At 49.1% G+C, this 15137-nt stretch carries 10 protein-coding genes; all 10 read right to left on the bottom strand.

What is annotated here, in order from left to right; genetic code table 11:
- Positions 1-22 precede the first annotated feature (22 nt).
- A complete protein-coding gene (locus tag EI981_RS10750) occupies positions 23-3667 on the bottom strand; it encodes a dynamin family protein (protein WP_126997969.1) in 3645 nt (1214 codons plus the stop codon).
- A 364-nt stretch (positions 3668-4031) separates the two neighbouring features.
- On the bottom strand, positions 4032-4328 hold the full coding sequence (locus EI981_RS10745) for an NAD/NADP transhydrogenase alpha subunit (protein ID WP_126997967.1): 297 nt from the start codon (positions 4326-4328) through the stop codon (positions 4032-4034).
- Positions 4329-4364: 36 nt separating this feature from the next.
- On the bottom strand, positions 4365-5033 hold the full coding sequence (gene nth / locus EI981_RS10740) for an endonuclease III (RefSeq protein WP_126997965.1): 669 nt from the start codon (positions 5031-5033) through the stop codon (positions 4365-4367).
- A 104-nt stretch (positions 5034-5137) separates the two neighbouring features.
- Positions 5138-7873, bottom strand: coding sequence for an S-layer homology domain-containing protein (locus EI981_RS10735; protein ID WP_126997963.1), 2736 nt, complete (start codon positions 7871-7873; stop codon positions 5138-5140).
- A gap of 134 nt (positions 7874-8007) precedes the next feature.
- Positions 8008-8652 carry a GerMN domain-containing protein gene (locus EI981_RS10730; protein WP_127004559.1) on the bottom strand — a complete coding sequence of 215 codons (645 nt, stop codon included), beginning with the start codon at positions 8650-8652 and terminating at the stop codon, positions 8008-8010.
- Between the two features lie 198 nt (positions 8653-8850).
- A complete protein-coding gene (locus tag EI981_RS10725; RefSeq protein ID WP_126997961.1) occupies positions 8851-10281 on the bottom strand; it encodes an N-acetylmuramoyl-L-alanine amidase family protein in 1431 nt (476 codons plus the stop codon).
- Between the two features lie 196 nt (positions 10282-10477).
- Positions 10478-11077 (bottom strand): GerMN domain-containing protein, encoded by a 600-nt coding sequence (locus EI981_RS10720; protein WP_126997959.1) that lies wholly within the window; start codon positions 11075-11077, stop codon positions 10478-10480.
- Positions 11078-11129: 52 nt separating this feature from the next.
- On the bottom strand, positions 11130-12611 hold the full coding sequence (locus tag EI981_RS10715; protein WP_335926372.1) for an N-acetylmuramoyl-L-alanine amidase family protein: 1482 nt from the start codon (positions 12609-12611) through the stop codon (positions 11130-11132).
- Positions 12612-13034: 423 nt separating this feature from the next.
- Positions 13035-13625: a 3-isopropylmalate dehydratase small subunit gene (gene leuD / locus EI981_RS10710; protein WP_126997957.1), complete on the bottom strand. Its 591-nt coding sequence runs from the start codon at positions 13623-13625 to the stop codon at positions 13035-13037.
- Between the two features lie 74 nt (positions 13626-13699).
- Positions 13700-15127 (bottom strand): 3-isopropylmalate dehydratase large subunit, encoded by a 1428-nt coding sequence (gene leuC, locus EI981_RS10705; RefSeq protein WP_126997955.1) that lies wholly within the window; start codon positions 15125-15127, stop codon positions 13700-13702.
- Between the last annotated feature and the right edge of the window lie 10 nt (positions 15128-15137).

The following is a 15137-nucleotide window of genomic DNA, read 5'->3' as shown; positions in this document are numbered from 1 at the left end:
CAGTTGTCTTCTCTTACATCGGCTATTGCTGCTTGAGGTCTTCAGCCAAGACGCGTAGCTCGGCTGTAATTTGCAGCCAGGTCTCAGCCCCTTCGCCTTCTCCCTCAGACAGGCTAGCCAGTCCTTGCTCCCATTCCTCCCATTGCAAGTTAAATCTTGCCGTTAATTCAGCAAACTTTTGAACCATTTCCAGACAGTAGTAATCGCTTAATCTTGCCTCGATTCTGTCTACAGCCTCCTTTAATACGCCTGACAAAGGTTCCTCGACCGCTTCACGCAGCCGTTTTCTTCCTCCACCCTCAAAGAAGGATTTTGGATTTTTAAAATAAGGCCAGTATTCGGCCGTATTTAATTGAAGTTCGAGCTCTGCCTCGAGCACCTCGGGCATGCTCCAGGCAGACAACTCTCCGCTGCTCAATGCCGGACTTAGCGTCAATCGCTGCTGTAATTGCTGGATCCAGCGTTCACCGGCCTCATTCAACCAGGCGATGCAGCGGTTCTCCGTCCGCAAGCAGGTCACTTGAAGCTCACGCTGCAGCTCGATCGTCAGCGAAGACAGCCATTCATGCATCGACGCCGCAAATTTACGCTTCATATCGCCGCCATCGTCCTGCAGCAGCACCGGATGAAAGTACTCCGAGAACAAATCTCCAGCAAGAAGACGCAATCTTTGCCGCACATGATAGAGCAGCTCAGACACCTCCTGGCGAACCTCGGAGGATTTATCTTCTGCCGCAAGCTCAGTTGTCTGCTGCTGGAAGACCTGCTTATCCTGCTGTAAATGGTTCTGTTGCAGTTGTCTTGCCTCCTGGCCTTGTGCCAGGGTATCGGCCCATTGATCAGCCTGGCGGATCATCTGCTTCAGCTCACGCTCGGCGCTCTGAACAACCAGCCCCGCCAGATCATTTCCCAGAAAATGAAAGAATGCGCTCTCAAATTCCACGAATCCCGAGCTGGCCAATTGTTCGTCATCTCCCAAGGCCTTGGCGGTTAGCGCCCGCAAGCTGGAAACCGGATAAATCTGCGGCGCCTCTACACCGGCACTGCGCAATCCGTCCTCGACATGCTCCACCACCGAAGCAAGCTCAGTGGACGTCGCTGCCAAATCGGCAGCGTTAACGATAAAGTACATTTTATCGAGCGCGAAGCTGCCCTTGACCCGGCCCAAATGAGCCAGGAACTGCCGGTCAGCCCGCGAGAATGCATGATTGTAATACGTTACATAGATCAAGGCATCACAGTTCTTCATATATTGAAAGGTTACGCCCGTATGACGGGCATGAATGGAATCTGCACCAGGCGTATCCACAATAACGATCCCCTGCTCGGTCAGCGGACAGGAATAATAGAGATCCATCCGCTCTACGAAGCAGGCTTTGCTCTCCACCGACACATAGGAAGCGAACTGGGCAAGATCCGCGATCTCGGAGGTGCCCAGCTTGGAGAAGCTGTCTCCCCAGCCTGCGGCAGCGGCCTTCAGGAAGCTGTAATGGGCACGTCCTGTAGCCGGAACATCAATCGCCCGCAGCTTGTCGACCTCTGCAATCCAGGTTCGCTCTTTCCACGTTCCCAGCTGCAACGCCTCAAAGGAATCAGCGAGATCCTGCTGCATCGCCTCCTGCGTCTTGAACATGATCTTGCCTGTTCCATGCTCCATCCCGGGCTCAGGCGCGAGGATGCGATTGATCGCCGCAGTCGTCGGATGCGGCGATACGGGCAGGACGGAGGCGCCGAGCAAGGCGTTGGCGAACGACGATTTGCCGGCGCTGAACGCTCCGAACAGCGCCACCGTGAAGCGGCCATGCGCAAGCCCTGCCGCGCGGCTGCGCAGCTCCCGTACCCTTGAGCCGAAGGCCGGGTACGGAGAGAGCTTGGCAGCGGCGGCTTCCAGCACCGCCGCTGCCTGCGTCAACCGCTGCAGGCCGATGGCCGCAGCGGGAGCCACCGCTGGCGCGGCAGATGGCGCGCCAGGCGGTGCCGGCGGCACCGCCGCAAGCTGCCCCGCTAGCGCGGGCAGCTCCTCGTCCCACACCTCCGGCAGAATGCCCGGAGGGAGGGACGGGGCCGCACCGCACAGCGCCATGAGCTGTGCGGTGCGCTCGCCTGCGGCGCTGCGCTGCGCCCTAAGCTGCGCAGCGGCCGCGGACCGCGCCAGCAGCGTCTCGCGCTGCGCGGCCAGGCTCTGCCGCGCCTCAGCCAGGCGCGGCGCCAGCTCCGCTAACAGCCCTTCGGCTATGCTCAGGGCTGCCCGTTTGTAGCGGCCGGCGATTCCGGCCGCCACCTCGGTAGCGTAGCGCAGCGTGTACTCGCCAGAGAGCATTGCGCCCTCCTTGATCGGCTCCGTGATCCATGACTCTTCCAGCTGCGGCAGCCGCTCATCGAGCTGCTGCTCCCACCGCGCATCCCAGGCATCGAACCCCCGGCCCAGTTTACGAAGCAAATCACGCACATGCCAGTCTACCTGCGCTGCCGTCTGCTCCCCAAGCTTCTCCATGAAGAATTCCTTGCGTCGTTCCTGCTCTCGCTGTGTCTTGCCGCGGTGGAACAGGAATCCGGTCTTGAATTCCGGACGGCGACTCTCAAGATAATCCTCTGCCGCAGCTCGTAAGGACGGATTCATAATATAAGAATTATTCAACAGGGAGTCAAGCTCCGCTACCCATTTCGTGAAGGCAATCTGTTCATCATAGCGTTCTACGTCCTTCTCAAACGCTGACAGTTCATTCTCGATAGACTGCATTGCAGCCTCTCCGCCGACAAGCTCCAGCAGTTCCTGCTCCCGCTCTTCTCCCTCGGCCTTGGTACGCGCGATGAACTGCTCTGCGCCATAACGGATTGAACAGTTGATACTGTACTCAAGCAGCTCTGTGTGACTATGCTGCAGATGAGTGATCGTCTCCGTAAGTCGCTCAAGCATGTTTAGCGGATGTGCAAGCTCCTTAAGCGAAATGTGGAACACACCGGCGGGCACAATGCCCCATAGTTCAAAGGCCTGCTCGACGGACTTGCGATAATCGGCAAAGGTTAGTTCATTCTCCCGATGTTTATCGATCTGGTTCACGACCAAATACAGCGGTTTGCCCCAATCCGCAAGACGTCTGGCAAAGGAAAGATTGCTCTCGGAGAGCACATGATTATAATCCATGACATAGAATACTACATCCGCTAAATGCAGTGCGGAATTCGTCGCTACCATATGTGCAGCTTCCCCTGAATCGACGCCAGGAGTATCAAGCAGTACTCCACCATGCTCAAGCAGCTTGATCTCATCCCAAATTTCAATCATTGCATATGTATCTCCGTCACGACAATAATCGTCCAACTCAGTCGGAGCGAGGGTTATAAGCTCTCTGCTAATACCCGCTTCGCTCGCGACCTTTGTAAGCCTGACCTGTGGAGCTCCGTATCGAAGCGCTGCGATATTCGCCGTCGTCGGGATTGGCCCGGATGACAGCACCTGCTTGCCGCAGAGCATATTGATCAAGCTCGATTTACCGGCAGAGAAATGGCCGCAGAAAGCGAGGGTCAATTCATCGGCTGCCAGCTTATGCAGGAGATCTTCGATTTCTCCGGATGCTACTCCATCAGCTTGGCTCTTATACCACTCGCCAAGTCGGACAAGGCGATTGTGCAGGTTGCTGCCTTGTCTATTTGTAATCGTTTCCATTGAAATAATTCTCCTTATAGTGGGTAGTTCAAAAAATCCACTTTGGATCACGAAGTAAATCAGGAATTACCGGACTTTTTGAACAAATTAATTTAAAAGAGATCGTTCAATCTGACTCTATCCCTTTTGAAATACATACATTTTACCCTACATGTTCATCACATGGAAGCCTTCATTTGCAATCAATCGAATTTATGTATGATTTCCTTCTTTTATCTATATAAATTGAAACGATCACATCCTCAATCCAACTTTCCTCCCCGTTTTTCACACTATTTGTCGCTACTAACACCGGGACAAAAAAGGCCGAACGGGGAAAATCTCGCCCGCTCAGCCATCATGCATTCTATTATATAGGTAACTATTATACAGAAGCGCTCTCTTCCGCGTTCTCTGCCAAATCCGTCTCAGTCGGAATCAGAATCTCGAACACTTTGCCATGCTGTAGAATCATAACACCTTTATGACGGTCCTTCATCACAACGACTTCAGGCTTCACAGCCATGCGCTCGAGATAATGTGCTGGAACCTCTCCGGAATCGCTAACAGTAAGCCCCTCCAGTTCCAATTCATCATTTTCCTTCAGGTTCATTTCCATCACTTGTTCAAATACATCGGAAAATTGCTCAAAGTTGTCAGTATAGACAGAAATACACTTCATCTTGGTTCTCATCCTCACTATCTTAATCTGGTTTCGTCACTTATCTCTATCCTTGCTAAGTTGTGACTTTTTCATACGCTTTTTTCCTTCGCGACACACATCCAGCAGCGGGCAATCGGCACAAGCCGGATTCTGAGCCTTACAATGATATCTGCCAAAGAAGATCAGACGATGATGAGTCACGGTCCATTCTTCCTTAGGAACCTGCTTCATCAATTTCTTCTCGACCTCTAGCACGGAATCATTCCAACCTGCCAGTCCAAGCCTCTTGCTGACGCGTTCCACATGCGTGTCCACCGCTATGGCAGGTACGCCAAAAGCATTCGAAATGACAACGTTCGCCGTCTTTCTGCCAACACCAGGCAATTGAACAAGCTCATTATAGTCACTCGGTACTTTGCTATTGTACTGCTCAATCAATATTTTGCACAAGCTCTGAATATGCTTGGCCTTACTGCGGAACAGACCGATCCGCCGGATGTCCTGCTCCAGCTCCTCAGGCGGGACAGAGATATAATCCTCTGGCGTTTTATATTTCTGAAACAAATCAGCCGTTACTTTATTGACGGTAGCGTCCGTACATTGCGCAGACAACAGAACGGCGATGGTCAGTTCGAACGGATTGCTGTGATTCAGCTCGCAATGTGCATCCGGGAACATAACGGCGATACTGTCCAAAATATGACGAACCGCCTCAGCTTTCATCTCTTCACCTGCTTTCCTAAGGTCATTCAGCCTCATTAACGGTTAAAAAACCGTCCTGATCCGGGAAACATCCCGCATCAAGACGGTTCTTCTCACGAAAACGATTATTGTTTTTCGATTTCAATCAGCTTGTCGCCATTGAAATACAGAACAATTTTATCATTTTCCTTCAGTGATTGCACGGACAAAGTCGTGTCACCTTGGTGAATATATATATCATCTGTAATCGGGAAGCGATAATTGTTATCCGCTGCGCTCGATCTGAGTACAGAAAGCTCCTTGGCCAACGTGTTATAACGTGATACTTGACGCTCCATCGAGGTCAATACTTTGACCAGTAGCGAGCCATCCGTGTCCTTGCGAACTTCAACATGATCCTTGGTATTCAGGCTGGAACTGCCTGAGCTTACAGACCCGTTACGGACCACCTTCACGCCGCTGCCAAGCGAGAATGTCTCACTCGTACCATCGAATTTTTTCAACGTTAATACAGAACCATCGACCTGCTCTACCTTACCGAGTGATAATTTCACTACATGCAGAGAGGTTGCCGTTTGTCCGCTAAAGGTAACATTGATTGTCTGGCCTACCTTAAGATCATGAATCTTAATTCCGATGCCATTTTCTCCGAACAAGGCTGCCTGATCCACATAGAACTCATTAGAAATACCATTGGTAAGTGCTCTAATACGACTGTTGCTGACATTCACATTCGTAAGCTCGAACTGGACGGTCTTCTTGATAGCAAGTGTCTGCAGCGCATCTTGATTCGTGCTCAGGAAGGCAGTAACCGGATCGCCGGTCCTCAATTCTGTCCAGCTCACATTGCTCTTACCGTACATAGATACGGAAGGTGAGATTCCTTGATAAGGAACTTCAATCTTGGTACCATCAGCCTGCAGAATCGTTACATTCTTCTTGGTCGTATCCGTCGATACATAGGTACCTTCATATTTATAGATTACTTGCAACGAGAGAACCCGGTCTCCAATCGAGGTTAGACTGATTCTTCTGCCCTCGGTCAGTAGAGACTCTGCTCCTTCAAGCGTCGGGTTAGCAGAATTGTATTCCACCTTGGTCTTTTCATCCAGAGTAAAGGCATGTACCTTCTTCGCGGAATCCACAACCATCAGAGCTTTGTACTTAGGCTCATATTTAACGACAGATACAGCGCCAACAGATTCCGATTGACGACCGGTTACTTCGATCTTCGTAACCTGCTCCTCAGGATTGATTGTCAGCTTGACCTTGTCTCCGCCTTTGACGTCAGCGATCAGATCATCAAGTGTTGCTTCAGCAATACCGCTGATCACAATAAGCGGCTTCTCAACAAGACGCTTGATCTCGTCCTTGCCGTTCGCATTTGTGAAGCTAATCAGCGACTTTCCTTCGATGCTAAGAAGCGTCCCTGTTACTGTCCGTTCGACGCTTTGTGTTACTTCGAGCTTGGTCAGCACATTGTTCTTTACTGTGAATTCAACTGCAGCACCCTTTTGCAATTCGCCAAGGTTGTTCAGCAGTTGATCCTGATAGAGAATAATTGTGTTGTCATCATACTTGTAGGTCTCTTCTATGCCGGAGGCTTCTCTGATCTTGACCGTCTTCTTCGTCAGATCAAAATCTTCCACGACACCGTTACCGCTCTTGTTCGTGATCGCAGATTTAACCTGTACGATAATCGGCTTCTTCTCTGCCGTGAATGTCTCACGTTGAATTTCCACCGTGCTGTCTGGAGTTAGACTATCCGGCGCGATCGTATTGCCGTTTTGATCAAGGAACATTGTATTTGCGTCATAAGTATAGGTCACGGAATCGTTGTTCACCAACAATAGCATCCGGTTACCGCTTAGAACTCTAAGCAGCGTTCCTTCCGTCTTCTCAAGCTGTTGGCTAGCGTCCCGCACCTCAACATAAGATGCCGAGCCTACTTTATCTACAACGAGCACCTTCGTATACATCTGTAAAGCGGACTTGGATGCTTTCGTCTCTGAATCCTTCGTGAAGTATACAGAACGACTATCCAGCTTGAAGGTCCTTGTCGTACCGTTCACAAACAATGTCAGGCTGTCATCCTTCAACGAGGTGACTATGCCTTCATATACGTTGTCATAGCCCGGATTCACATGTTCACCGCCGCGGCTGAAGAAGGTTGCGAGTTGCGCACGCGTCACATTGCCGCGCGGATCGAATTTATTACCTTCGACACCTTTTGTAAGGTCGAGTTGAACGGCTACATTAACATAGCCACGAGCCGTTGCTGAAATACTGCTCTCGTCGGCGAAGCCGGTAGAAGTACCCGCAGCAGCTTTGGCTTCTGCTTCTTTATCCAAGGCACGCACTAGAATTTTGGCTATCCACTCACGGGAAGCTGGCTTCTTGCCCCATTCTTCCTTCTCTCGGGTGTTGGTGATCTCCTCAGCCTTGTCGATCAGCTTCTGCTGTAGAGCCAGCTCGACATACGGCTTGAAGTAATTGCCGACCGTCAATTCCTTAGGTGCATTCTCGCCGCTGCCCAGTTTCGAATTCAAATTCATGAAGCGGATTGCCATAGTAATCGCTTCTTGCTGAGTAACGCTGTCTCCCGGACGGAATTTCCCGGCATCGCCGAGAATAATTCCTTCGGAAGCTAATTTATAAATATGCTTCTCCGCCCAGAAGCCGCTCTTCACATCACTAAATAATTGAAATGAGGACGTATTTTGTGTTTGTGCTTGAGAGGCATCTTCCTGTACTCCATCCGCAAAGGCTGCTGCGCCTCCACCTAGACATAAGGCTGTTACCAGCACAGTAGATACCGCTCTGTTCATACTCCGTTGAAACTTGCGTTTATATGATGACATTAAATTCTCCCTTTCTACAAAATAATCTCTAGAGGTTGTTCAAAAAACCAACTTTGCGATATGAAACCGGCCCTTGAACTCGACTTCTATAGATCTCTATTCGACAGAAGGTACCTAAGTTCCTCCAATTACGGCTAATTTCTTGTCAGCGGCTGTTCAAGTTCCACATGGCCCATCAGTGTATCCACTTGCTGACCGTCGACTAACAGTTGGATCGATTTCACTTCAGAAAATTGGAAGAGAGTCTGTTTAAGCGCGTCAAGTGCCATCGCTTCGCCGCCAGCGCCAAGCCTTGCTTCGTTCGGCAGAGACAAATCTACTACAACTTCACCATTTTGTATTTGGACAGAGTTGAACACAGCTTTTCCCCACAAGGGGAACAATTTTTGATCCTCTGTATTTTGCAGAGCTTTTAGTGCTGCCAAATACTTATCATCGTCACTTGTATAGGTGATTTCTTGCTCCACTTTTTGCATTTCAAGCATCTGGTCATCGCTGAAATAAGTCTCGATCTTTGCAGTCTTCTTCTCATTCACCGAGCTCCCTCCAGTCTCCTGGTTAGCCCCATTTCCTGCTTGCCCTGAATCACCGGTATTACCTTCTTGCCCGCTATTACTTCCCTGCTCATGATCTGAGCTGTGCGAATCGCTATTTCCGTCTGCTCCCACCTGTTCCTGAGTAACTCCATTAGATGGGGAAACCTGCGGCTTTTGTCCGCAACCGGTACTCAGGACGAGCAGAAGAACCAGCATTCCTGATACAATTAGTTTTCTGTTCATCATCGTAACCTCCTATGCAAGGTAGTTCAAAAAGTCTCTTATAATCTCGAAATAAACCAGAAAGAGAACTCGGCATCTACTCTTGAATTTAGCCGGTCCTTCCGCTTTTTGAACATTCATTTAATTGAGGTAGTTCAAAAAGTCCGATTTTGATCTCGATCGAACTTTTTGAACTCTAACTTTGAGTAACGCGAATGATTACATTCCGAAATACTCTTTAATTCCTTTTACAATTCCGTCAGCTACACTATCCTGAAATTGCTCCGTGTACATCTTGGATTCATCACTACTATTGCTGAGGAACCCACATTCCAGCAGTACAGCGGGCATCTTCGTTTCTCGGGTTACATGCAGGCTTTGCGTTTTAACTTTACGATCAGCTAGCCCCGTAGACTTCACAAGATACTTATGCATAACTTTAGCAAGCTGAGCGCTATCCGATCGTGTGTAGAACGTCTCCACGCCTGTCGCTGTTGACGGTCCTGAGTTGCCATGAATAGATACAAAGATATCCGCATTCAATTTATTAGCCAGATTGGAGCGATCACTCAATGTCGGATATGTATCGCTTTCCCGAGTCATGACGACTTCAATTTGCGATTCCATCTGAAGCAATGCCTGAACTTTCAACGCTACAGCCAGGGTAAAGTCTTTCTCATTCTTCTTGGTAATACTGATTGCTCCTGGATCGCTTCCTCCGTGGCCGGCATCAATAATAACGAGCTTCTTACCATTGCCACCGCCCCCCGGAGTAGTTCCTGGAGATGTAGAATCCTCAACATTAAGATCAATAATGACAAGTCCATCATTGTTGTTCACGAGTTTATATTTCTTGGCACTGTCCATATCCATGACAACCCGTACCGTCGAAGGATTGTCACTGAACAATGCATAGCGAATCCGTGATATCCCCGGATAATCGCTCACTTCCAGTGATCCGTTCTTGTTACTGTCCAAGTTCTGCCCCGTTGCAAAGCTGTCACCGAAGCGAGCATTCGGAATATCGATAACGATCCGATCTGGCCCATTCATCGTGAACACACTTGGCTTCACATTCTTGTCCACTGCGATCATAAGCTGATTGTTACTGAAGCTGATTCCATTGATATTAGCCAAATTCTCTACCTGTCCAGGATTGGACGGTTGATTGCCACTGCCGGCGTTTCCACCGCTTCCCGAGCCTGATCCGGAATTTGGAGATACAAGATATGCGGTCTTCGCCTTATTATCCCAGCTTACCTTTAGACCCATCTGCTCCCCTACAAAGCGAAGCGGAACGATCACCGTGTCACTCACTAATTTCGGTGCCACCGGCAGTCTTACGCTATCACCATTGACGATAGCCGTGCTCTGATCCACGACCAGTTTCAATACAGTATCTAATTGCTGTATAGTTACCGTGCGCGTCTTTTTCTCCCAATTGACGTCAAAACCCAGTTCCTCCGAGACGACACGAATTGGAATCATTACATTGCCCTTTAGATTCTGAACCTGTCCATTCGCCGGCAAATTCAGCGCTTTTCCATCCAAGACGATGCTTGTCCCACCCGAGGCGGCATGTCCGATCTGTGGAAGGACTAGCATAAACATTACAAAAAACATCAACACACCGAAGCCAATTTTTTTCATCCTTCACCCCTACCATTCAAGTATTTTGACTCATGATGTCGGGTAACTGATAATAGCCCCGGCCATCATCAGACGAAATATTAGACGTCCAAAACTCACAAAAGTTGCGATAATATACCAATTTTCTTATTTTGCAAAATACAAAAAAAATAGTTTCCGAGACTCTCGGAAACTATTGCTTCAGAATTCGGGACTATCACCTAGCAATTGGATGGTCTAAATCAACATGCCCCATCAGAGATTCAAGCTGCTCTCCATCCACAGTCACTTCGATGCTGTCCACCTCATCAAATTGGAACATCGTCTTCTTCAAAGCTTCGATCGCAAGTGATTCACCACCAGCACCAAGCCTAGCCTCAGGCGGAAGTGTAATATCGATCACGAGTTGCCCTTTTGAGAAATCTAACGCATTAAGTTCAACCTTGTCCCACAGTGATATCAATCCCTCATCTGCCATCTGCAGAGCTTTAAAGGCTGTCTCATACTTATCGTTCGCATCGGTGTATGTTATTGCACGCTCGACCGGCTTCAAATCCATAATATCATTATCGGTAAAATATACCGTTATGTCAGCCTGCAGTTGTTCCGAGGTGCCCGGATCGGTAATTCCGCTCTGTCCGTTTTGCCCCTGCCCCGCATTGTCCCCACCGCCATTCGAATCCGGACTCGCAGCTACCGGGTCCTGGATGGATGAAGAGCTGTCATTTCCTTGCGGTGAAGCCTCCGGTTTCTGGCCACAGCCAACAGCCGCGATAATTAATATTGCCAGCAATCCTGAGAGCCATAATTTCTTCATACTTCATTCCCCCTTTGGGACTTACGCATTTTCAAGCGTCTAAATTGGATAATTACAGTCCTAAGTATTCCTTAATACCAGCTACAATTCCCTCAGCAACACTTTGCTGGAAATCCTCGGTATACATCAGGGCGTCATCCTTATCATGACTCAAATACCCGACCTCAAGCAACACCGCTGGCATCTTTGTCTCTCTCGTAACATGAAGACTGCTATAACGCACCTTACGATCAGCAAGCCCTGTCGCCGCTACCAAATGCTTATGCATAACGTTCGCTAACGGGATACTCTCTTCTCTCGTATAGTACGTCTCGGAACCGCTAGGATTAGCAGGCGGATCAATGCTGTTCCCATGAATAGATATGAATATGTCCGCATTCAGGTCATTCGCCAGCTTAGCTCTGTTCTGCAGGCTTAGCGTGACATCAGTCGTCCTCGTTAGGACGAAATCGATATCAGGCTCTTGTTCCAGCAGAGCTTGTACCTTTAAGCCGACCGCCAAGGTGAAATCCTTCTCCTGTTTCTTGCTCTTGCTTATAGCCCCTGGTTGTGTTCCGCCATGGCCAGGATCAATCACAACGATCCTCTTCCCGTTGCCGCCGGAAGGGGGCGGTGTAACTGCGGTAGATTCCGTCAAATCTATCGTAATCAGCCCTAGTCCATCTCGAGTAACCGAATATGGACTTGGTGCTTTGAGATCAAGTACAATGCGAACCGTATCTGGATTGCGAGTAAATAGAGCATAACGGATCTGTGATACGCTAGGATGATCCGTTACAGCAAACTCCCCGCGCATTGTGTCGTCCAGCGGCAAGGCACTTGCAAATTGTTCGGAGAAAGAGGTCTGCGGCAGATCGATGACGATCCGATTAGGCCCGTCCATCTTGAACACACTTGGCTCAATATCGCTAGATGCCGAGAGTTGCAGACGATTATCGCTGAAGCTGATCCCATTGAGCATCGCTTGTGTCGCTGAAGGGACAGAGCTTCCGCCACCGTTAGAATTACCTTGCTGCGGAACGTTCTCTGGTGTCCCGCCCTCTTCATTAGGATTCGAAGCGGATTTGCCTCCTCCGACACCCGAACCCGATCCACCGTCAGGACTAAATAAATGAGCGGATTTGGTCTTATTATCCCAGCTTACTTGAAGTCCCATCTCCTCGCCAACGAAGCGTAGCGGAATGAGGGTAGTGTTATTCTGCAGAAAAGGCGCCGCCCTTAGAGTAATCTCCTGATCCCCGGATTGTGCCACTTTCTCACCGATCACGAATTTAAGAGTTGTATCAGCCTGGGAGACCGTAACACTCCCTGTCTTCTTCTCCCACGCAACATCATATCCAAGTCCTTCTAATACAACGCGTAGAGGTACCATAACATTCCCGTTGACGATTCCGGCCTGCGCCTTCTCAGGCTGCGTCAACTCGTGACCATCAAGATAAATATGGGTGCTGACCGGGGAAGCCGCCTGGCTGATTCCCGGAATAGCAAACAAACAGAGCATGAACAGTACTATGAACCTCAATTTCTTCATCATCTTATCCCTACCATTCTCGTAATTTACCGCGAGATCGCAGCAAGTGCGAGCAGCACCAACAACTTCTGCAGCAAGATCTGACAAAGCAAATTTCCGGCATCCGACATTCAATTACACTACATCACCCGACATACGACAAATCGCTGACAACCGTCCGACAAACAAAAAACTCAATAACCGCACAGTTTGCTAATAACTTCCATGATATCAGATTATAGCGTTTTCTGATAGACTCCTATTTCATAGAATGACAAATGCATACAAAATTTATAACGAAGTTTTCATGAAGAAAGTTTCATATTTGAGGGCAATTCTACCAAATCTAGTTGCAGTAAAGTTGCAGTCCATAAACAAAAAGAAGCCGACTCCCTTCTTCTCCGAGATGGAGGGAACGGGGAATCGGCTATCGATGAAATGATTAGCTTAAGCGAATTTGCGCTGTTCGTAGGCAGTGATCAATTCTTCATGCTGCAATGTCAAACCGATGTCATCCAGACCTTGCAGCAAAAATTGACGACGGTGCTCGTCAAGATCGAAGGAGAGTCTTAGCCCGAACTCATCAGCAATCGACTTGCTCTCCAGATCGACGCTCAGCTTGTAGCCTTCATGCTGTGCTGTACGCTGAAACAGTTCCTCCACTTGCTCCTCCGACAATTTAATCGGCAGAATGCCGTTCTTGAAGCAGTTATTATAGAAAATATCCGCAAAAGAAGGTGCAATTACACAACGGAACCCATAGTCAAGGATCGACCATGGCGCGTGCTCCCGGGAGGAGCCGCAGCCAAAGTTGGCACGGGAGATCAGAACTGATGCTCCGCTATAACGCGGCTTATTGAGTTCGAACTCCGGATTCACATTACCTTCTGTGTCGAAGCGCCATTCATAGAACAGAAATTGTCCGAATCCAGTACGCTCAATACGCTTCAAAAATTGCTTCGGAATTATCGCATCCGTATCCACATTCACCCGATCTACTGGACCGACGATACCCGTAAATTTATTAAATGCTTCCATGATAATGCTCCCCTCTTACTTATAGTGCATGTTCAAAAAGTCCGATTTTCGCACCGAGTTTTGAACAACCTATTTTAGCTCACGATTTCGCTGTTGACATTCCACTCACGTACATCCACGAAACGGCCTTTAATAGCAGCAGCTGCAGCCATTGCTGGAGAGACGAGGTGAGTTCTGCCACCGCGACCCTGACGGCCTTCGAAGTTACGGTTAGAAGTAGAAGCACAGCGCTGACCTGGCTGCAATACGTCCGGGTTCATCGCCAGGCACATGCTGCATCCAGCTTCACGCCATTCAAATCCGGCTTCAGTGAAAATCTTATCAAGTCCTTCCTGCTCAGCTTGCAACTTCACGCGACCAGAGCCAGGCACAACGATTGCCGTTACTTTATTGGACACCTTGTAACCGCGGGCGATTTCCGCTGCTGCACGCAAGTCCTCAATCCGACCATTCGTACAAGAACCGATAAATACATAATCGATCTCAATTTCTGTTATTGGGGTGCCTGGAGTAAGCCCCATATATTCAATCGCCTTCTCGGCTGCTTTGCGTTCATTATCCGTAGTGAAATCAGCGGGATTAGGTACGTTTGCATTCACATTAGTACCCATTCCCGGGCTCGTTCCCCAGGTTACTTGTGGAACCAACGAGTCCACATCAAACTCAACGACGCGATCATATGAAGCTCCTTCGTCCGTATTCAAAGCAGACCATTCAGCTACCGCGCGATCAAAATCCGCTCCTTGCGGTACATGCTCGCGTCCACGCAAATAGTTGAAGGTAGTCTCGTCAGGTGCGATCAATCCCGCTCTTGCTCCAGCCTCGATCGACATGTTGCATACCGTCATCCGCTCTTCCATTGTGAGTGTACGAATAGCTTCACCCGTATACTCAATAACATAACCCGTTGCAAAATCTGTACCGTACTGGGCAATGACGCCAAGAATCAGGTCTTTGGCTGTAACGCCTGGCTTACGCTTGCCGACGAAGCGCACTTCCAGCGTCTTCGCCTTCGCTTGCTGCAGACATTGCGTTGCCATTACATGCTCAACCTCGCTCGTACCAATCCCGAAAGCCAGCGCACCGAAGGCGCCATGCGTCGAAGTATGGCTGTCGCCGCACACGATCGTCTTGCCTGGATGTGTCAAGCCAAGCTCAGGCCCCATAACGTGAACGACACCTTGGTCGATCGTATCCAGATCATACAGGGTAACGCCGAAATCTTTACAGTTCTGCGACAGCGTGTCGATCTGCTGCTTGGAGATTGGATCAGTAATATTGTAACGGTCCTTCGTAGGAACGTTATGATCCATCGTTGCAAACGTCAGATCTGGCCGACGCACCTTGCGTCCATTCAATCTCAAGCCTTCGAAGGCTTGTGGTGACGTTACCTCGTGAACGAGGTGCAAATCGATGTACAAAATGCTAGGTTTGCCTTCTTCCTGATAAATTACGTGATTGTCCCAAATTTTCTCATACAACGTTTTCTTTTGGTTGCTCATAAAATTCACC

Source organism: Paenibacillus lutimineralis (genome assembly GCF_003991425.1).
Taxonomy (GTDB): domain Bacteria; phylum Bacillota; class Bacilli; order Paenibacillales; family Paenibacillaceae; genus Fontibacillus; species Fontibacillus lutimineralis.
The sequence above is the reverse complement of the archived record's forward strand: the minus strand, read 5'-3'. Positions and strand labels throughout refer to the sequence as shown.